Genomic DNA, 17,854 nt, shown 5'->3' with positions numbered 1-17,854 from the left:
TAAATTGTAGGAGATTGTACTAAATGGATCGGCCTGAGAAGCAAGAAAAAGGGGCTATTCAGAAGGATCATTTTAATGGGATGCAAGACTTTGGTTGGCCCGTAAAAAAGCGCGTAGTGTTCGGGGCTGGTCGGTTCACCCGGTTTGGGCAATGAAATGGAAGGCGGGCTGCCGAATGGAGTACCCACTAAACGGGTGGGTAAGTGCTTTGCAACAACTTGAACCAGGCAGGATTTTTCACTTTGCCTGATTCAAGTTGTTGCAAAGCACTAGGAATAACGTTACTTTGAGAGCTAAAAATGACGTTATTTTCGGTGTTGAAAAAGAGGTCTAAATGGACGTCAAACTATACTTCTTTTTTTCGCGTTCGATCTTCTCCTGAATGGCTTCGATCACCCAGTCGTGAACGGAGATCGTAATTTTCCGGCTGCGGCTCCGGGGGCGTTTGTCGCGGAGTTGTTTGATGGTCTCCATTTCGGTGGCGGTCATAATGAGTTTGATGCTCTTCATCTCATCCGGAATGTCCTGATCCATCCGGTTTTTTGCGGTTGGACTGCCTCCCTGGCTGATGAATTGCTGGATCTTTTTCTCGGAAACTTTTCGGGTTGGTTGCTCCGGTTTCGGTGGTTCCGGCGCTTTTGATATAGCCATAACGGACGTTTTTTATGAGGTTAAAAATAACGTATTTTTCAACGTTATTTCAGACGTTCATTTTTGTGCCTAATTTTTCCATAATGAGTTTAAAAACCAGGGTGATTTCGTGAATGGCTTTCTGATCGGCAGGCTGGTTTTCGATTACCCCAAGGCCGTTGGTAGCAGCATTGGCAAAGCTTTTGCGCGAGACGATGGGCGGGCCCACGTATTCGATGACGCTGCTTTCCTGGAGCAGTTCGGCCGAGTCTTTGTTGTCGGTGCCTTTCGGATCGGCACGGTTCAGGAGGGCAAACGCGTGCAGGTCGGTCGGTTTCAGCGCGCGGACTTCTCTCACCAGATTTTCGACGTCGGTGATGGTCCATAAATCGAAACTGCGCGGGTTGAAAGGAACCAGAAGCGCATCCGACACGAAGAGAGCCGCCCGCTGGCTCATCGTATCGCGTCCACCGGAGTCGATAACGATGTGATCGAACTTGGGTTTGAATTTTGTCACCTGCTGACGGACGGCATCACCGGTTAGCACGGTTGCGGTATAACCGCCATTTCCGTCGGTGTTCATCTCCCTCCATTTGGTGAATTTAGTGGCCGTCTGTTGTTCGTCGGCATCCACCAGCAAAACATCGAAGCCCTGTTTAGACAACCATACGGTGAGGTTCGTAGCAATGGTGGACTTGCCGCTTCCGCCCTTGATTCCGCCTAAAGTAAAAATCATACTGTTCTGGTTAACGTTGATTAAAACGTCAAATATACTGTAAAGAATCACCTTATAAAAAGCGTCTTATTTAACGTTAAAATGAAGGTGAAACCAAGGCCAGTCAACACGCCTGATGCCGTCACTTTCGCCTATCCGCGAAAGTGGCAATGTGGATGAAACGTTTATAAAATGTGATCATTTTTGACGTCAAAAACGATGTATGAAATTAACGTTGTTTTTAACGGTAAATTCACGTTTTAGTGAACTGATACTAAATGAGCTAAGGTACTTTAAGCCAACGAAGTATCGCCGGCGTTTGAGTACCGGTTCAGGAGACCGAACGGGAATGGAATGACCCTAAGCGGACACCCGAACGTTGGAAACCGTGCCTTGTTCGGTAAGCGTCTGTTCGTTTCGCACCCTGCCCGAAATGACCTACGGTGTTTCCTTCGGATCGGTTTTGTTCTCGGGTTGTGCATTTCCCTGATCAAATCTTCGTATTCAACCACTGAGCGGCTTGTGGTCATAGTAAACGGAAGTACCATCAGCTCGCGGTCGTACTCTTTCCGGGGCGGGAGAACGGCTGAAATCTGACGCACGACTTGCAAAGGTGATGGCTGTAGAAAAGGTAGTCAGAAAGAAGAGCCAGAGAACTTTTTTGTTGTCAATGTTACCTTAACCTTTTATATTGAACGTGATTCAATTGATTATTTTGATTTTTGGTGCTACCTCCAAATTTTCCATCTAAAATTTCTATTTATGTTTCAGGTAAGGTTAGTATTTGTGCTGTTAGTGGTATTTTTATTGGGGCAATCGGTTGTCGCTCAAAAAGAAAAAGCTGCGGCCATTTCTCATTTAGACAAACAATATTCCCATTATTCAGCTCTCGCGCAGCGAATCTGGAAACTGGCTGAACCCGGTTACCTGGAGAATGAAACCAGCAAACTGCTCCAAAAAGAACTACAGGATCAGGGTTTCAGCATTACGACGGGCGTGGCAGATATGCCTACGGCCTTTGTGGCCAGTTTCGGGAAAGGGGCACCGGTGGTCAGCATTCTGGCCGAGATGGATGCCCTGCCCGGTTTGTCGCAGGATTCCGTGCCGGTTCGCAAACCGCTCGTACCGAATGCCTACGGTCATGCCTGTGGGCACAATCTGTTCGGGGTGGGGTCGGTGGCTGCGGCCATTGCGGCCAAAAACTACTTGCAGCAGTCCGGTAAAACCGGCACGATTCAGTTGGTGGGTACTCCGGCCGAAGAAGGCGCGGGCGGTGGTAAAACGTATCTGGTCAAGGCGGGTCTTTTCGATAAGGTCGACGCGGTGCTACACTGGCATCCGGGCGATAACAACAGCGCGAGTCCGTCGTCCTCGCTGGCCTACCGCGTGGCGACCTTTCAGTTCAACGGATTGGCCGCTCATGCCGCGGCCGCACCCGAAAAAGGCCGGTCGGCCCTCGATGCCGTCGAAGCGATGAACTACATGGTCAACATGATGCGTGAACACGTGACGTCCAGCACCCGGATTCACTACGTTATCAAGAAAGGCGGTCTGACGTCCAACATCGTTCCCGACTACGCCGAGGTAGAATACACCATTCGCCACCCGTCGGCGAAAGGCCTGGAGGAAGTGTGGGCGCGATTGATGAAAACCGCTCAGGCGGCTGCGCTCGGCACCGAAACGACGATGACCCACGAAGTGATGGCGGGACTCTATAACCTGCTGCCAAACGAAACCCTGGCAAAGCTCATGCAAAAGAATTTGGAGCAGGTGGGGGGCAACAAGTATACAGCCGCCGAAACGGAATTCGCTAACAAAATCCGGAAAACCGTCAATTCGGAAAGTCTGCCGCCGTTGAGTCGCGCTTCCGATATTCAGCCGTATGCCCTGAATGGCGTGGGTTCGGCGTCCACCGATGTCGGAGATGTCAGTTGGGTGTTGCCAACGGTCGGGCTGTCGACGGCTACCTGGGTGCCGGGCGTACCGGCGCATAGCTGGCAGGCGGTGGCCTGCGATGGCATGTCGATCGGTTTCAAAGGCATGCTGGTGGCGGCCAAAACCATTTCGCTGACCGCCATCGATCTTTTTCAGCAACCGGCTGTCATCGGGCAGGCCAAAGTTGAATTGAACAAAGCGAGAGGTGAAGGATTTGTGTATAAATCGCTGGCCGGTGATCGAAAACCACCGCTGGATTACCGGAAATAAAGTCTGGGAGTGGTTTTTACATCAGCCTGGCTATTTCAAAGTGCATGCCGTCGAGCCGGGTGAAGTGGCCGCCCCAGTAAAAACCGTGTTTGTTGGCGATCGGCACCAGTTCACGTACACTCCCTTTTTTCCCGACCAGCGCGGGCATGGTCGACAGCATATTCTGAGGCACATTGATATCGAAAGCCGTACCGAAAGCGTGGTTGCTCAACTCGGTGCGGCTGCCGCGAACAAACCGGGGCACAAACGATCCGGCATAACTCAACACCAGATCGAGCAGGCCTGAATCTTCCCATTCGGCCCACATCGACACGAGTTGGGGAGTAGCCAGATGGTGGAATCGAATGGTGCCATTGGCCGGAGCACCGGTTTTTCCGATCAGTTGCGGTATGGTCACTTTGACAATGTTTTTGGATTCCCAGTCGTCCAGAATCTTGATGTTCTCCGGGTTTCCGGGAATGGGGGCAGCCGCGAATTTAAACTTCCCGAACAGCGATTGCCGGGCGGCAAGGCCAACCAGTGGGGAGAAATCGGGTTTCTGAGGCCAATTGGGCCCTTCTTTGGCCGGGTCGGAGTTGGTCAAAACCGGGAAGCCCAGTTGCATGGCAACACCGACGGTTTTGTTGCCGACAACGCCATCGTCCAGCAGGTTATTTTTCTTCTGAAAAGCAACCGTCGCTTCGTGCGTCCGCAGGCCAAACTTGCCATCGGCCACGCCGGGTTCAAAACCCTGCCCGATCAGAAATAACTGCCACTTTTTAACATCGGCTCCTTTGCTATTTTGTTTGAGAACTTGCATGGTATAAGAGGTTGAAGAATAGTCGAAACACCCTTGCAGGCATCAACTACACAGAAATTGGCCCGGTTTGAACGTACGAGGCTGGAATAGTGTAGTGAAAAATAACGTTGAGTACTGCAGATTTTTTAAAAGAAATGAACGGGTTAACCGTATTTGAAAAGTGAATGCGTAGCAGTAAGGTGACAGTCGTTAACCGGGATCTTATTCTTTTAATTTGGTAATTTTTATCGGATAAAATCAGAATAACGATTGCGTTTGTCCGTATAATTCATGTCCGTTTGATGATCACGGTTAAACGTACAAAAACTTTTTAAAGATTGTGCGTTGTATTGAGCGAACGGTTAAGATCGCTGGTATTACGCTTTGACCAGCGCGGCATGTGCATCCGGTGGATTTTGTTTTGTCCCGACTTTGACGGATTAATCCCTTTTTTATGCGGCCAATGAATCGATTTCAGGGGCTTTTGGAGGAATCATCGCCATTATTTCAATCCGTCAAGCACCGCTGCTTTCACCCAGAAAATATCACCGTCTCTGGAGAAGAACAGGTATTTGCCATCGGTGGTTATGAAGGGGCAAAACTCGTAGGCATCGCTATTGATCACAGAACCCATGTTTTTTGCTTTTTGCCACTCACCGGTTTTGCTTTTGAAGCTGATGTATAAATCGCCTTTCCCAAATCCGTCCGGGCGCTCGGCGCAGAAAATGACGTATTGCTCATCCGGTGACACGAAAACATCGGCTTCGTAATGTTCGGTATTGATGGTAGAGGGGAGTGACCGGGAAGGCTGGAATTTTCCTCTGGCATACCTGGAAAACCGGATGTCATACTTCTTATCGGTAGATTGGTCGGACCCGCCATTCGATGAAAAGTACATCGTACCTGTTTTCGTAAAGGACATGTAATACTCATTCTTGCTGGTGTTGATGCCGGGCCCGGCATTCACCGGTACAGTCGACCAGCCGTTTTTTCTCCGCTCGATGTACCAGATGTCAAAATCTTTCTTCTCTCCCTTCCCGTCGACGGCCCGATCCGAGATGAAATACAGGCGCTTTTCATCCGGCGATAGAAAGGGATCATTGTATTCATATTGATCACTGCCAATGACGATTTTGGGCGCGGTCCAGGCGTTTTTTTCAAACCGTATGCACCGAATCTGAGGCTTTTTATTGATGATGACTGCGTAATAAAATTCCGTACCGTCGCTCGAAAAAACCGACCCGTATTCGTAATGATCTTTTAAGGAAACCAAATCAGGGGCAAATATGCTGGGGACCATGCCGGGCGGATTCTGATTTAAATACGGAGTGGTCAATTGCGCATGTAGCGTACCCGAAAAAATGAGGAGTAGTGAAATTCCAGTTTGAAAACCAGTCATAAGAGGTTAGTTATTTTGATAGAAACGGGCTTGGTCAATCGTATAACAACGAAAATCATACCAGATACTAAGTTATTAAATTTCAATAGAGCGCAGAAATAAACAGCATCAGAATGAGTTCGGTATCACCCCTTTTGTTCGGTTTCGAACAACCTTCATGGATCGTAAAAGCAGAACGATTGTACCAACAAAAAAGTCACTGCCTAACCAGACAATGACTTTCCAATTCATTAACCTAATGTATAGGTTAAAAGTACGAACCCTCCTAAATCAAAGCTGTCTAATTTGGGAACAATCCTGTCACTAATTGGCATAAATGAAAACGAGTACGTTTAATAATATTATCATTCTCTCTTGCAACCTTTTTGTCAAAGAATAGCTCCTATACTCTTAGTAAATCAGTATTAACTTTTTTTATTCCTGCTCTTATGAAAATTCGTACTTCCCTGGCCTTTCTTTCTATCAGTCTTGTTGTGTTTCTTGATGCCTGTACTGTGCAGGATCACCGACCCGGCCCCGATCTTAGTTGTCGGGTGCTGACGTTTACAGCGATTGAAAAGTCGTCCCGCTCCGAAATCCCGTATTGGCAACCGCTGGATGAAACCGCGCAGCTGGATGGCAAGCCCGTCCAGATTGGAACCAAGTATACCGAGAAATACACCTATGATGAGCAAAACCGCTTGAGTCAGTACTATCGTAATCCGACAGGTAATTTCTCGCCGACTACCTTAAATTATTCGTATGAACCGGGTCTGATGAAAGGCGGCTATTCCGATATTGCCTTAAACGATCAGGGACTTCTGGCTGATATTACCACGAACACCCAGGTTCCCACCTATTATACGTACAATGCGGAAGGCTATTTGATTCGAAAAGAAACGCCTGGGTTGGTCTATATCTATACGATTGTTGACGGTAATCTGATCAATGAGGAAGTCCGTACGGTTCCGACCCAATCGAAAATGGTCTATGAGTATGAGTATGACCTGACCCGGCCGAATTTACCCAACATTGCACCACAGGAGGGGAAAACCAGTAAAAATCTACCCACCAAACTGACTACAAAGAACTACGACCAATCCAACGATCCGTTTGTCCACGTCTATGATTATAAGTACGAGTATGACGAAAACGGGCGCGTCAAGCGCCGATATTTTCTGGAGACCAGCGTGAGTGTTCCCTATTACCGTATCACAGATTTTACCTATACGTGCCGGTAACGAATCAATCCGGCGTAGAAACCGGATCCTTATAAAATAAAATAACCCGCTCAGAATGAGCGGGTTATTTTTCGCAGAGAGAGCGGGATTCGAACCCGCGATACGCTTTAGACGTATACACACTTTCCAGGCGTGCTCCTTCAACCACTCGGACATCTCTCTGGGTCGAAACGGGATGCAAAGATGCGGGTTATTCCTGAAACTTACAACCAGTTTTTGATCCTTACAGGCTCATTTCTCCACAAATCGGTGTAACCAGGCGTTTTTTCAACCGGTCCTGATCCGGTTCGTTGGCGAGCAGAAACATCAATTTGGTGATCGCGGCTTCAACGGTGCTGTCGCTCCCGCTCAATACCCCAATCCGGTCCAGGGCTTTGCTGGTGTGGTAGCGCCCCTGCGTCACCCGGCCGCCGTCGCACTGGGAAACGTTGAAAATGACCAGGCCGCGTTCGATGGCACTTTCCAGCGCATTCAGAAACCAGGTTTCCGTCGGTGCATTTCCGGAACCGTAACTTTCCAGTACCAGCCCTTTCAAAACCGGAATGCCCAGAATGGCGCTGATAATCTGGTGGTTGATACCCGGAAAAAGCGGCAAGACGACCACGTGCGTGTCCATTTCCTCGTAAACCGTCAGCGTTGATTCCGGCATAAACGGATGAATAAACGGCGTATTGTATTCGATGTTAACGCCGGCCATCGCCAGATGCGGGTAGTTTTCGGAATGAAACGCGTTGAAATGCACACTTTCCTTTTTCTTCGCCCGATTGCCCCGCAGCAGCATCGAATTGAAGTAAATACACACTTCCGGCACCAGTGGCCGACCGTTTTCCTGCGCAGCGGCAATTTCCATCGCCGTGATAAAATTTTCCCTTGCATCCGACCGGGCCACACCAATGGGCAGTTGCGCGCCTGTCAGAATCACCGGTTTGTTCAGTCCTTCGAGCAAAAAGCTGAGAGCCGAGGCTGTATAGGCCATCGTGTCCGTTCCGTGCAGGATGACAAAACTGTCGTACGCTTCGTAATTGTCCCGAATGATGCGGGCCAGATGAATCCAGTTTCCCGGTTTCATGTTCGAAGAGTCGATCAGTTCGCTCAGCACAATTACCGTTACTTCAAAATCGAGCCGCCGGATTTCGGGAACCCGATCCAGAATCTGCTCAAAATCGAACGGGACAAGCTGATCGTTCTGGCGGTCGTAGACCATGCCCAGCGTACCGCCAGTGTAGATGACCAAAACCGAGGATCGGGACTGACCCGGTAAAACCGGGTTGATATGAATGGTGCGATACATGTTAGCGGATTAAAAGCTGTAGGGCATTTTGGGTGGATTGCGCATCGACCTGTGCGAGCGGAACCTGCTTCAAATCGGCGACCCGCTGGGCAATCAGCTTCAGATACGCTGGTTCATTTCGTTTGCCCCGGTAAGGGACGGGAGCCAGATACGGCGCATCGGTTTCGAGCACCAGGTGTTCCAGATCGATGTGGGGAAGCACTTGATCCAAACCACCATTTTTAAAAGTCGAAACACCCCCGATGCCTAATTTGAAACCCAGTTCAATGGCGCGGTGCGCTTCCTCCACGGTTCCGACGAAACAGTGGAAAATGCCGTTCAGGTTGGGCAAAGCCAGTTTTTCAATGAGATCGGCGGCTTCGGCAAAGGCATTTCGCCCGCCGTTGGCGGCAGAACGGCTATGAATGGAAATGGGTACATTTCGCTGCGAGGCCCATTGCAACTGAACCGTGAAGGCTTCAAACTGGCGGTCTACATGGGTCAGATCCCAGTAAAAATCCAGCCCAATTTCGCCGATGGCAAAAAACGAATAGCGGTTCAGCCAACTTTCGACGGTTGCCAGTTCCTCCTCAACGGTTTTAGTAACATAACAGGGGTGAAGTCCCATCATCGGCAAACAGCGGTCGGGAAACCGCTCGGCCAGAGCCATCATGGCATCAATGGTTTCGGTGGCGCAATTGGGCATCCAGATTTGAGAAACGCCCTGGGCTTCAGCCGCCGACAGCATGGCTTCCTTGTCCTCGAACTGCAAATCGTAAATATGGGCGTGGGTGTCGATCATGAATACGTTCGGCCTTTCCAGACCAGCTTCGTGGGTAACCAATAATAAATGAGTGAAATAAAATAGCCAATGTGCAGGTAAAACTCGAAGCCGATCAAATACGGCAACAGGTCCCACCGGCGAAACCGGTTTAGAATCCAGAGCAGCTGGGCCGTCTGGGTAACAAACTTCAGAAGCCAGATCGTTGCCGCTGCGGTCGGAAACCAGAACGCCAGAACGATCAGCAGAGGATAAAAAAGCAATTGCAGGAGAAAAAGGACGATAAAGTACGGCGGTAACTGCAATGCCCCGACCATCCAGCGTTTTCGTTGGTGCAGCCAGCTTCTCCAGTTTGGTAACGGTAATGTGGTCGCCAGGACGTCACAATCGAAGAGGTGGCCAAACGAAAAACCGCGCTGAACAATTTCTGTAAACAGTTGGTAATCTTCCACCACCGAAAAGGGCAGATTTTCGTAGCCGCCGACGGCATCATACGCCGTTCGACGCACCGCCATGTTATTGCCCATTGCCGTCACCGGAACGTTCAGATCGGTCAATTGCTTGATCAGGTACTGTCCATAAAACCAGTCGACGGCCTGCAATTTCTGAAAAACCGTATGCCCGACAATCTGCGTACAGCCCGTCAAAATCCCGAGTCGTTCCTGCTCAAACGGTCGTGCCATCCCGGAAAGCCAGTCGGGCGACACTTCGCAATCGGCGTCGGTAAATAACAGAATCCGGCCCTGTGCGTGCTGGGCTAGCTGGGCCAGTACATTGGCTTTTCCGGCCTGCTTTCCCACTTTTTGCGTGATGGTGAAAAGCCGGTAACGCGGTTTATTGCGAATAAAACCGGCCACCAGTTCCCCGGTTTGGTCCTCCGACTGGTCATTGCCAATCAGCACTTCGAAGCGATCCGGCGGATACCGAAGTTGCTCAATGGCCTGAAGACAACGGACAATCGTGTCCTCCTCGTTGCGGGCGGCAATCAGAATGCTGACGTCGATGTTCACGCCACCGAAGTCCTGAAACCGGACGTTTGGGGCAGCCCGTCAAAGCGATACCCGCGTTCTGAAAAATGGGACAGAACCCGCGGAAGGGCGTAACTCATGCGGGGCCAGGCTTTCAGGCTGTCGTGAAACAGGATAATGGAACCCGGTTCGGTGTATTTCAACGTTTTCTGCAGCACCACTTCCGGCTGCAGCGACAGCGAAAAATCGCCCGTCAGTACATCCCACATGATGACATCATGCGTTTTGAGGACTTCGTGGCCCTGGCTGCGTTTCATGCGGCCGTAGGGCGGACGAAAAAGCCGGGTCGGCAGGTCCAACTGCTGCTGACACTGCCGAACGTTTTCCAGATACGGTTCGTTCTCGGTTTTCCAGCCATTTAAGTGATTAAAGGTGTGGTTGCCAATGGAATGGCCTGCCTGGTGTACCTGCTGAAAAATGCCGGGATGCTTTTTGACGTTGTCGCCAATGCAAAAAAACGTCGCTTTGGCCTGGTGGTTTTGCAGCGTTTCCAGTACAAATTCGGTGACGTCCGGGATAGGGCCATCGTCAAACGTCAGGTAAATCACCTTCTCCCGGGTCGGAATTCGCCACTCAAAGCGGGGGTAGAAGGCCCGAAGCAGGAAATTTGTTTTATGTAAAAACATAGAATCGGTTCGCTGATGCGGTTTTTGGTGGGATTAACGCAACGTCCGGTCTTTCCAGCGGAATCCCTTTTGTTGAGCCGCCAGCCCGAAAAAAACCACGTACAATGGATACACCAGTTGCGTGACCGGAATCCAGAAAAGCACCGGTTTTTTTTCCAGGAACACCAATACGGAGCCCAAAAATAGCCACTCCGGCACAGCTTTCAAGGCTACGATGCCGATAAGTTTGGACGCCGACAGATTCCCGAAGCCATACGCAAGCAGGGCGACGGGCAGTGCGAGGTTACTGGCAAAGATAAAAACCGCCAAAATCGATGGCAATACACTCTGGTACGCGCGCCATTTGCTGGCCCACCGCTTCCGCTGGTGGTAGAATGCTTCCAGCGTCGGCTGCGGGGCGGTGTGGACAATCGCATCCGGGCTTTTCAGAAATTTTACGCCCGCGGGATAGCGGCTGGCAATCTTGTGCATGAGCAGTTCATCGTCGCCTGAAGCCACATGGTCGATGCCGTCAAAACCGTCTACGGCTTCAAAAGCCCGTTTTTCGTAGGTCAGGTTGGCTCCGTTGCACATCGTCGGAAAGCCCAGCGCCATTGTGCAGGCACCCGCGCCGATGAGGCTGCTGCTCTCGACGGTTTGCAGGTTGCCGAAAGCGGAATGATCGGTATTGAAACTGATCGGGCCACTGATGAGTTGGGCACCGGTTTGCTGGTAAAAAGCCGCAATTGCTTCGAGCCACTTCGGCCCCACTCTGCAATCGCCGTCGGTCGTTACGATCAGGTCGCCGGTGGCCATCGCGATGCTTTGCCGAATCGCCCGCTTCTTCGGCGAGGTGGTCGGCTCATTGTCCAGCGGTAGCGGACGGAGGGAATAGGGCATCTGCCCGACCAGCGACTGCGTGATTTTTAGGGTGTTATCTGTTGACGAGTCGTCCGCAACAATGACTTCAAAACCGTCAGTGTTATAGGTCTGGTTTTGCAGATCACGCAGCAGCAGGGGCAGGGTATGTTCTTCGTTGCGAACCGGAATGATGACACTGATTCGGGGTGATTTCGCGTTTGGGGACGTTGCGGGAGCCGTAAACGCGGTCATTCGCCACCAGGTTACGGCCAGAATAAGCGTGAAGAAAGCGTAACTGATGGAGATGAAGAGGAGGATGTAAAACATAGCCGGTCAGTGCGTTGATAGCTTTAGTTTCCAGACCCAGAACAGCCCGACCAACACCGGGGCCAGAATGTTGAACAACCAGAGCGTGAGCGTCGCCGACAGAATTTGCGGAGCCGGAACCTGCCACTGGCCGAACACCCACATGGACGTAGCTTCCCGGACGCCCAGATCACTGAGCAGGTTAAAGGCCGGAATAATCGTTTTTCCCAGATACACCAGCCCGATCCCCGTGGCGGTTTCGCGTAGCGGTAACTGAATGCCGAATATGAGCAGGGCAAAATAGAATTGCAGCGAAAAAGTCAGGTAGCGGAGCGAGGCCGCACTGAAAGCCAGAACCAACTCCTTCGTCGTATAATAGGAAGCGACCGACCAGTATTTTTCCCAGCGTTGGAGCCAGCGAACGGGCAAATGAACCAGGCGGTGCCGCTGCCAGGCCGCCAAAACTGCCAGCCCCATCGTCAGCACCAGGAGCCAGAACAGCACGCCCTGCGCAACGGGCCAGGCTTCCGTCTCGAATTGAAGCTGCACGAAGAGGGCGATGGTCCCGAAAAAGACGGCGGCCAGAAACTGCATGCCGCCCGAAACAAGGGCCGCACCGATGCCCTGCCAGCGTTGGTCGGAGCGGAGCGAAAGCAGCCGGCCGGCGGTGTCGCCCAGTTGGGCGGGCAGGGCAAACCCCATCGCCAGACCGGCCAGCACACCCTGGGTCGCTTCTTTTAGGGAAATAGGTTCGACCCGTTGCACCAGAATCTTCCATTTCAGGGCTTCGAGCAGCCAGTTGGCGGGGGTCAACAGCAGCAGCAACAAAGCCGGGAGACTGAGCCAGTTGGCGGTTTTCCAGTAGGTAAAGACGGATTGCAGGTCGTGTTGCTGGCGATTCAGGGTAATGCCGATGTAACTGACGATCAGGGTAAGAATGCCGATTTTTGACCAAAAAACGATTTTTTTGGTCCTGGAATACGTTCTTTGAGGGACGAACCCGTTACTTTGCATAGTTTCCTTGCTAAAAATCCGTACGACCTTCCATGCCCATTCCACTTGCTGCTACCGAACTTGAAGCGTACGACAAAATTATTCTGGGAGTCGATCCCGGAACGCAGATTGCGGGTTATGGCGTCATCCGAATCCAGAAAGATCAGATGAGTATGCTGCAATACGGCGTCATTCACCTGAGCAAATATAGCACCCACGAACTGAAATTGAAGAAGCTCTTTGATCGGATGATTCAGCTCATCGAGGAACACCTGCCCGATGAAATGGCGATCGAAGATCCCTTTTTCGGAAAAAACGTCCAGGCGATGCTGAAACTGGGGCGCGCGCAGGGGGTGGCCATGGCCGCAGCACTGTCACGCGGCATTCCGATCGTGGAATATTCCCCCCGGAAGGTGAAGCAGTCGGTGACAGGCAACGGCAATGCGTCCAAAGAGCAGGTCTCCCACATGGTTGGCCACTTGCTGCATGCCGAACTCAATCCGGAGTTTTTCGATGCGACGGATGCCCTGGCGATTGCCATTTGCCATCATTTTCACAAAAATGCGCTGCCGGGAACCAAATCGACGGGTAAGAAATCGAAGAAAGGAGCCTGGTCGGCTTTTGCCAACGAAAATCCCGGCCGCATTTCCTGACGACGTAAAAAAGGTACTTTTCACTTCGCAAAACAGGGGAAACTACGCATTATTCTTCCGGAACAACCGTGTACTTTTGGGCATCGAAACGGACTGAGCTCTCTCCACCGGTTTTGATCCTGATTTTTCAGGGAATGGGGAGAAAAAAGTTGACCTGATCCAATGAAAAAGCTATTCAGAAATCGATTGATGTTAGCCGGTTTTTACCTGCTGGTTGGACTGGGACTCACCACCCTGGGCCGGGAACAGGTGCGTTCTAAAAATCTGGGCGTCATCAACTCCAAAACCATCTTCAGCCACAAAAAGGGCGCTGCCAGCCCCAGTGGTGTGTACATGGTACTCAAATTGATCAAAGTGATTTAAATAGACCATGGGATTGCCAGCCGCCCGGGTCGGAGATCTGCACGTTTGCCCAATGGTAACGGGCACCGTACCCCACGTGGGTGGCACCATTCTGCCGCCCGGTCAGGCTGTCGTCCTGATTGGCGGTCAGCCCGCTGCCTGTGTCGGTGATTTGTGTACCTGCTCAGGCCCTCCGGATTCCATCATCAAAGGATCGGCAACGGTTTTAATTGCCGGAAAACCAGCCGCCCGCGTAGGCGATACGACGGCCCACGGCGGCACCATCGTGTTAGGTCTACCCACCGTTTTGATTGGCGGTTAAAACGCTTCCCAATTTGTTTCCATTAGGACGCTTGTTGCCCCTAAATCCCCTAACGGGGACTTTAACATCCGGATTTGAAAGTCCCCGTTAGGGGATTTAGGGGCAACAAGCGTAAATACTTAACAGCACTGCCCTTTAAAGGAACGGGGCATCGAGCTAAAGTCCCGCTATTCGTTCTCCAGAATGCTAAACGCAGCTTCCACACTCGTAACCGGCAATTGGCAACTGCGGTTGTAACAGACGTAAATAGCGGTTTTTCCGTTTACCGTTGTCCGGTTTACCAGCAGCGGGAGGTCACTTTCCGTCAGGGTTCCAGCCAGAATTTTATTGGGGTAAAACCGCTGGTCGATTTCGCGACGGAACTGCTCCGCATCCGGCCCCACAATAGCCAGTTCAGCGGTTGGCTGCACCCGCATCGCGTAAAGCGCGGCCCAGTGCGTCAGGTAATCGGCGTTTTGTTGCAGCAGAGGTTGCACCCGCCCCAGCATGGCCGTGAGCAGATCCGTGTAAGCCGGAGCGCCATCGACCGGTTTTTCCAGCAACAGACTGAGCGTGTAGAGGTTATGGGCCATCATGGAATTGGACGCCGGGATGACGTTGTCAAAAACCTCCTTTTTTCGGGCAATCAATGGTTCCCCCGCCTGGTCGGTGAAAAAGAACAGATGATCTTCTTCGTCCCAGAAATAATCGAGGGTATAGCGAGCGAGCCGGTCGGCTTCGAGCAGGTATTCGTCTTTGAATGTGGCCTGGTAGAGTGCCAGAAAACCGTCGATGACAGCCGCGTAATCTTCCAGATAAGCCGTAATTGTTGCGACACCTTCCTGATCTCTCACCCCGGATTTGTAACTGTGCCAGAGCTGACCGGTTTCCGGACGGGTCAGTTTTTCCAGAATAAACCGGGCGTTTCGTTCGGCCAGATCCAGAAAGGAGACTTCCCCGAAAACCCGGTAGGCCGTCACCAGTCCTTTTAGCATCAGGCCGTTCCAGGAACACAGCATCTTGTCGTCCAGTCCGGGTCGAATGCGCCGGTCCCGAACGACCATCAATTTCTGGTGCGCTGCGGAAAGCTTGTCGGCCAATTCTTCCTTTGTCCATCCCTGTCTCCGGGCAAAATCCTCATCCAGCACCACGCGGTGAAGAATGTTTCGCCCGACGCCCGCGTGTTCCTCCCAGTTGCCATCTGGTGCAATGTGGTATAATTCACTAAACCAGTTGAAATCGTCTTCCAGAATCGCCTGCAATTCGGCGGTTGTCCAGGTGTAAAACTTGCCTTCGACCCCTTCGCTGTCGGCATCCAGTGCCGAATAAAAACCGCCTTCCGGACTGGTCAATTCCCGCTGGAGAAAGGCAATCGTCTGAAAAACCGTCTGGCGATACAAGGGGCTTTGGGTCAGGCTGTAGGCTTCGGAGTAAAGTGTTACCAACTGGCCGTTGTCGTAGAGCATTTTCTCGAAGTGAGGAGCAAACCACTGGTCGTCAACGGAATAACGGGAAAATCCACCCCCGATCTGGTCGTAAATGCCGCCCAATGCCATAAAATCGAGCGTCCGGCGAATGTGGTTCTGGGCCTCTTCGTTTTTCGTGACGTGGTAATACCGCAGCAGAAAACCGTAGATGCTCGGCATCGGAAATTTGGGTGCCCGACGCGGACCGCCTTTCACCGAATCGAATGATCCGGCCAATTTTTGATACATCGCTTCGAGCAACTCCCGCGTAAAGGCCGGTGCCGCATCGGTTAGGTAATACTGCTCCGTGACGCTCATATTCAGTTGTTTGGCAAAACCCTCGGCCGATTCGGCCAACTGATCCGGGTGTTCGGCAAATGCCGAGCGCACACTGGTCAGCAGGTTCATCCACTGACGGGCCGGGAGATACGTCAGGCCGTAGAACGGTTTGGCGTCAGGCATCAGGAACACATTCAGAGGCCAGCCGCCCTGCACCCCCATAGCCTGAACGGCATCCATGTAAATGGCATCGACATCGGGGCGCTCCTCCCGATCCACTTTAATGCACACAAAATTGTCATTCATGACCGAAGCAACCGACTCATTCTCAAACGATTCTCGTTCCATGACGTGGCACCAGTGGCAGGCCGAATACCCAATGCTCACCAGAATCGGTTTGTTCTCCTGCTGTGCTTTTTGCAGCGCTTCGGGTCCCCAGGGAAACCAGTCGACCGGGTTATGGGCGTGTTGCAGGAGATAAGGGCTACTTTCTTGGGCAAGTCGGTTCATACGGGCGTGGCTCGGAAGCGCGGTAAGGTTGTCATTTTAACCCGGTTTAGCCGATAGAAGTTTAGCCAGGCCGGTTTTTTATCCGTGAAGGAGTTATTGACGACACCAAATTTCCGTTTATTTTTACGGTCGATTGCATTCGGTTACACCAATACGCCTTCCTCCCTTTTTTATGAAAAACAACCCCCGTATTGTCAACGCCTGGTGTCTGTATGACTGGGCGAATTCCGTGCATTCGCTGGTCATCGTTTCCAGTATTTTTCCGGTCTACTTCAGCGCTACGGCCTTGAACGAAGCGGGTGGCAATGTCATTGATTTTCTGGGATTTCCGGTAAAAAACTCAGTCCTCTTTTCGTACTCCGTTTCGGTTTCCTTTCTCCTGATTGCACTCTTAAGCCCTTTTTCGTCCGCCCTGGCCGATTACAGCGGTCAGAAGAAATCGTTCATGAAGTTCTTCTGCATTCTGGGTTCCATCAGTTGTGCGCTGTTGTATTTCTTCACACAGGAGACGACGACCTTTGCGGTTTTTTGTTTTATTCTCAGTTTGGTCGGTTGGGGCGGCAGCATTGTATTCTACAATTCATACCTGCCTGAAATCGTGACCGAAGACCAAATTGACCGGGTCAGCGCACGCGGTTTTACGATGGGATACATCGGGAGTGTGTTGTTGATGGTGTTCAACCTGACCATGATTTTGTTTCCGCAGTGGTACGGCGGACTGTCCAGCGCGATGGCTTCCCGGATTTCGTTCCTGACGGTGGGCGTCTGGTGGTTCGGGTTTGCGCAGCTTTCATTTCGGTATTTACCAAACGCCGAGCGCCGGATTCGCAGCGAAACCTCGGGCAACTGGATTTTTAACGGTTTTCGGGAATTAAAGAAAGTCTATGCGCAGGTGCAGACGCAAACGTTGCTAAAACGGTTTCTGCTGGCTTTTTTTATCTACAACATGGCCGTCCAAACGGTGATGTACATCGCTACCATTTTTGGTAGTGACGAACTGAAGTTGCCCGCCCAAAGTCTCATCATCACCATTCTGCTCATTCAGTTGATCGCCATTCCGGGAGCCATTCTGTTTGCCCGTTTGTCGGGGCGGTTTGGCAACATTTACGCGCTAATGATGGCTGTAACGGTCTGGATCGGGATTTGCGTCGGGGCGTATTACGTAATGAGTGAAAACCAGTTTTACGCGCTGGCCGTGGTGGTCGGGTTGGTGATGGGCGGCATTCAGGCGTTGTCGCGGGCGACGTATTCCAAACTCATCCCGGATGGTACGCAGGATACGGCTTCGTATTTCAGTTTTTACGATGTAACGGATAAATTGTCCATCGTGATCGGGACGCTGATGTACGGACTCATCGAGCAGATTACGGGGAGTATGCGCAACAGTGTTTTGGCGTTGCTGGTGCTTTTTGTGGCCGGATTACTGCTGCTATGGCGAATTCCTTCACAAAAAGTTTACCGCGTTCGTTTGGAAACCGAAGAAATCTCCTAATTTTGTGGCCTGAAACGACG

17 protein-coding genes and 1 tRNA gene are annotated in these 17,854 nt (G+C 51.4%); 6 read left to right on the top strand and 12 right to left on the bottom strand.

What is annotated here, in order from left to right; all coding sequences use genetic code 11:
* Positions 1–330: 330 nt before the first annotated feature.
* The gene (locus F0P93_RS03310; protein ID WP_150874922.1) at positions 331–651 is read right to left on the bottom strand and encodes a hypothetical protein; all 321 of its coding nucleotides are present in this window, start codon (positions 649–651) and stop codon (positions 331–333) included.
* A gap of 49 nt (positions 652–700) precedes the next feature.
* Positions 701–1,366, bottom strand: a complete 666-nt coding sequence (locus tag F0P93_RS03305; RefSeq protein WP_150874921.1) for an AAA family ATPase — start codon at positions 1,364–1,366, stop codon at positions 701–703.
* 741 nt (positions 1,367–2,107) lie between these two features.
* Between F0P93_RS03305 and F0P93_RS03300 the strand changes: the two genes are divergently transcribed.
* Positions 2,108–3,550, top strand: coding sequence for an amidohydrolase (locus F0P93_RS03300; protein ID WP_150874920.1), 1,443 nt, complete (start codon positions 2,108–2,110; stop codon positions 3,548–3,550).
* A gap of 16 nt (positions 3,551–3,566) precedes the next feature.
* Here F0P93_RS03300 and F0P93_RS03295 read toward each other — a convergent pair whose 3' ends face one another.
* Together F0P93_RS03295 and F0P93_RS03285 are read right to left on the bottom strand one after the other, a co-directional pair.
* Positions 3,567–4,349: a M15 family metallopeptidase gene (locus tag F0P93_RS03295; protein WP_225309353.1), complete on the bottom strand. Its 783-nt coding sequence runs from the start codon at positions 4,347–4,349 to the stop codon at positions 3,567–3,569.
* Positions 4,350–4,830: 481 nt separating this feature from the next.
* Entirely contained in the window at positions 4,831–5,628 is a 798-nt protein-coding gene (locus F0P93_RS03285) for a TolB-like translocation protein (protein WP_225309352.1), read from the bottom strand.
* A gap of 527 nt (positions 5,629–6,155) precedes the next feature.
* Between F0P93_RS03285 and F0P93_RS03280 the strand changes: the two genes are divergently transcribed.
* Positions 6,156–6,947, top strand: coding sequence for a hypothetical protein (locus F0P93_RS03280; protein ID WP_150874918.1), 792 nt, complete (start codon positions 6,156–6,158; stop codon positions 6,945–6,947).
* 74 nt (positions 6,948–7,021) lie between these two features.
* Here F0P93_RS03280 and F0P93_RS03275 read toward each other — a convergent pair.
* From F0P93_RS03275 to F0P93_RS03245, 7 genes are all read right to left on the bottom strand, one after another.
* Positions 7,022–7,109, bottom strand: a tRNA-Ser gene (locus F0P93_RS03275).
* 61 nt (positions 7,110–7,170) lie between these two features.
* A complete protein-coding gene (locus F0P93_RS03270; protein WP_150874917.1) occupies positions 7,171–8,238 on the bottom strand; it encodes an asparaginase in 1,068 nt (355 codons plus the stop codon).
* Between the two features lies 1 nt (position 8,239).
* Positions 8,240–9,019 carry a TatD family hydrolase gene (locus F0P93_RS03265; RefSeq protein WP_150874916.1) on the bottom strand — a complete coding sequence of 260 codons (780 nt, stop codon included), beginning with the start codon at positions 9,017–9,019 and terminating at the stop codon, positions 8,240–8,242.
* The gene (locus F0P93_RS03260; protein WP_150874915.1) at positions 9,016–10,008 is read right to left on the bottom strand and encodes a glycosyltransferase; all 993 of its coding nucleotides are present in this window, start codon (positions 10,006–10,008) and stop codon (positions 9,016–9,018) included. Before F0P93_RS03260 ends, F0P93_RS03265 begins: the two co-directional genes overlap by 4 nt.
* Entirely contained in the window at positions 10,005–10,652 is a 648-nt protein-coding gene (locus F0P93_RS03255; protein ID WP_150874914.1) for a polysaccharide deacetylase family protein, read from the bottom strand. Before F0P93_RS03255 ends, F0P93_RS03260 begins: the two co-directional genes overlap by 4 nt.
* A 33-nt stretch (positions 10,653–10,685) precedes the next feature.
* Entirely contained in the window at positions 10,686–11,819 is a 1,134-nt protein-coding gene (locus F0P93_RS03250; RefSeq protein WP_150874913.1) for a glycosyltransferase, read from the bottom strand.
* Between the two features lie 6 nt (positions 11,820–11,825).
* Positions 11,826–12,812 (bottom strand): lysylphosphatidylglycerol synthase transmembrane domain-containing protein, encoded by a 987-nt coding sequence (locus F0P93_RS03245; protein ID WP_150874912.1) that lies wholly within the window; start codon positions 12,810–12,812, stop codon positions 11,826–11,828.
* A gap of 32 nt (positions 12,813–12,844) precedes the next feature.
* Here F0P93_RS03245 and ruvC point away from each other — a divergent pair, with 32 nt between their 5' ends.
* From ruvC to F0P93_RS03230, 3 genes are all read left to right on the top strand, one after another.
* Entirely contained in the window at positions 12,845–13,444 is a 600-nt protein-coding gene (gene ruvC / locus F0P93_RS03240; RefSeq protein WP_114409552.1) for a crossover junction endodeoxyribonuclease RuvC, read from the top strand.
* Between the two features lie 162 nt (positions 13,445–13,606).
* Positions 13,607–13,807, top strand: a complete 201-nt coding sequence (locus F0P93_RS03235) for a hypothetical protein (protein ID WP_150874911.1) — start codon at positions 13,607–13,609, stop codon at positions 13,805–13,807.
* A gap of 7 nt (positions 13,808–13,814) precedes the next feature.
* Positions 13,815–14,108 carry a PAAR domain-containing contractile injection system baseplate protein gene (locus tag F0P93_RS03230; RefSeq protein WP_150874910.1) on the top strand — a complete coding sequence of 98 codons (294 nt, stop codon included), beginning with the start codon at positions 13,815–13,817 and terminating at the stop codon, positions 14,106–14,108.
* Positions 14,109–14,275: 167 nt separating this feature from the next.
* Here F0P93_RS03230 and F0P93_RS03225 read toward each other — a convergent pair whose 3' ends face one another.
* Positions 14,276–16,342, bottom strand: coding sequence for a thioredoxin domain-containing protein (locus F0P93_RS03225; RefSeq protein WP_150874909.1), 2,067 nt, complete (start codon positions 16,340–16,342; stop codon positions 14,276–14,278).
* A gap of 172 nt (positions 16,343–16,514) precedes the next feature.
* On the opposite strand from F0P93_RS03225, the gene F0P93_RS03220 reads away from it, so the two are divergent.
* Positions 16,515–17,834 (top strand): MFS transporter, encoded by a 1,320-nt coding sequence (locus F0P93_RS03220; RefSeq protein WP_150874908.1) that lies wholly within the window; start codon positions 16,515–16,517, stop codon positions 17,832–17,834.
* The last annotated feature ends 20 nt before the right edge of the window (positions 17,835–17,854 follow it).

The organism is Larkinella humicola, from assembly GCF_008727875.1.
Lineage (GTDB): Bacteria > Bacteroidota > Bacteroidia > Cytophagales > Spirosomataceae > Larkinella > Larkinella humicola.
Note: the sequence above shows the minus strand (reverse complement) of the source record. Positions and strands in the feature narration are given on the sequence as shown.

What these genes read in the sequence shown, in the direction of transcription:
- F0P93_RS03310 (WP_150874922.1), bottom strand. Translation starts at nt 651, where the DNA reads ATGGCTATATCAAAAGCGCCGGAACCACCGAAACCGGAGCAACCAACC.
- F0P93_RS03305 (WP_150874921.1), bottom strand. Translation starts at nt 1,366, where the DNA reads ATGATTTTTACTTTAGGCGGAATCAAGGGCGGAAGCGGCAAGTCCACC.
- F0P93_RS03300 (WP_150874920.1), top strand. Translation starts at nt 2,108, where the DNA reads ATGTTTCAGGTAAGGTTAGTATTTGTGCTGTTAGTGGTATTTTTATTG.
- F0P93_RS03295 (WP_225309353.1), bottom strand. Translation starts at nt 4,349, where the DNA reads ATGCAAGTTCTCAAACAAAATAGCAAAGGAGCCGATGTTAAAAAGTGG.
- F0P93_RS03285 (WP_225309352.1), bottom strand. Translation starts at nt 5,628, where the DNA reads ATGGTCCCCAGCATATTTGCCCCTGATTTGGTTTCCTTAAAAGATCAT.
- F0P93_RS03280 (WP_150874918.1), top strand. Translation starts at nt 6,156, where the DNA reads ATGAAAATTCGTACTTCCCTGGCCTTTCTTTCTATCAGTCTTGTTGTG.
- F0P93_RS03270 (WP_150874917.1), bottom strand. Translation starts at nt 8,238, where the DNA reads ATGTATCGCACCATTCATATCAACCCGGTTTTACCGGGTCAGTCCCGA.
- F0P93_RS03265 (WP_150874916.1), bottom strand. Translation starts at nt 9,019, where the DNA reads ATGATCGACACCCACGCCCATATTTACGATTTGCAGTTCGAGGACAAG.
- F0P93_RS03255 (WP_150874914.1), bottom strand. Translation starts at nt 10,652, where the DNA reads ATGTTTTTACATAAAACAAATTTCCTGCTTCGGGCCTTCTACCCCCGC.
- F0P93_RS03250 (WP_150874913.1), bottom strand. Translation starts at nt 11,819, where the DNA reads ATGTTTTACATCCTCCTCTTCATCTCCATCAGTTACGCTTTCTTCACG.
- F0P93_RS03245 (WP_150874912.1), bottom strand. Translation starts at nt 12,812, where the DNA reads ATGCAAAGTAACGGGTTCGTCCCTCAAAGAACGTATTCCAGGACCAAA.
- ruvC (WP_114409552.1), top strand. Translation starts at nt 12,845, where the DNA reads ATGCCCATTCCACTTGCTGCTACCGAACTTGAAGCGTACGACAAAATT.
- F0P93_RS03235 (WP_150874911.1), top strand. Translation starts at nt 13,607, where the DNA reads ATGAAAAAGCTATTCAGAAATCGATTGATGTTAGCCGGTTTTTACCTG.
- F0P93_RS03230 (WP_150874910.1), top strand. Translation starts at nt 13,815, where the DNA reads ATGGGATTGCCAGCCGCCCGGGTCGGAGATCTGCACGTTTGCCCAATG.
- F0P93_RS03225 (WP_150874909.1), bottom strand. Translation starts at nt 16,342, where the DNA reads ATGAACCGACTTGCCCAAGAAAGTAGCCCTTATCTCCTGCAACACGCC.
- F0P93_RS03220 (WP_150874908.1), top strand. Translation starts at nt 16,515, where the DNA reads ATGAAAAACAACCCCCGTATTGTCAACGCCTGGTGTCTGTATGACTGG.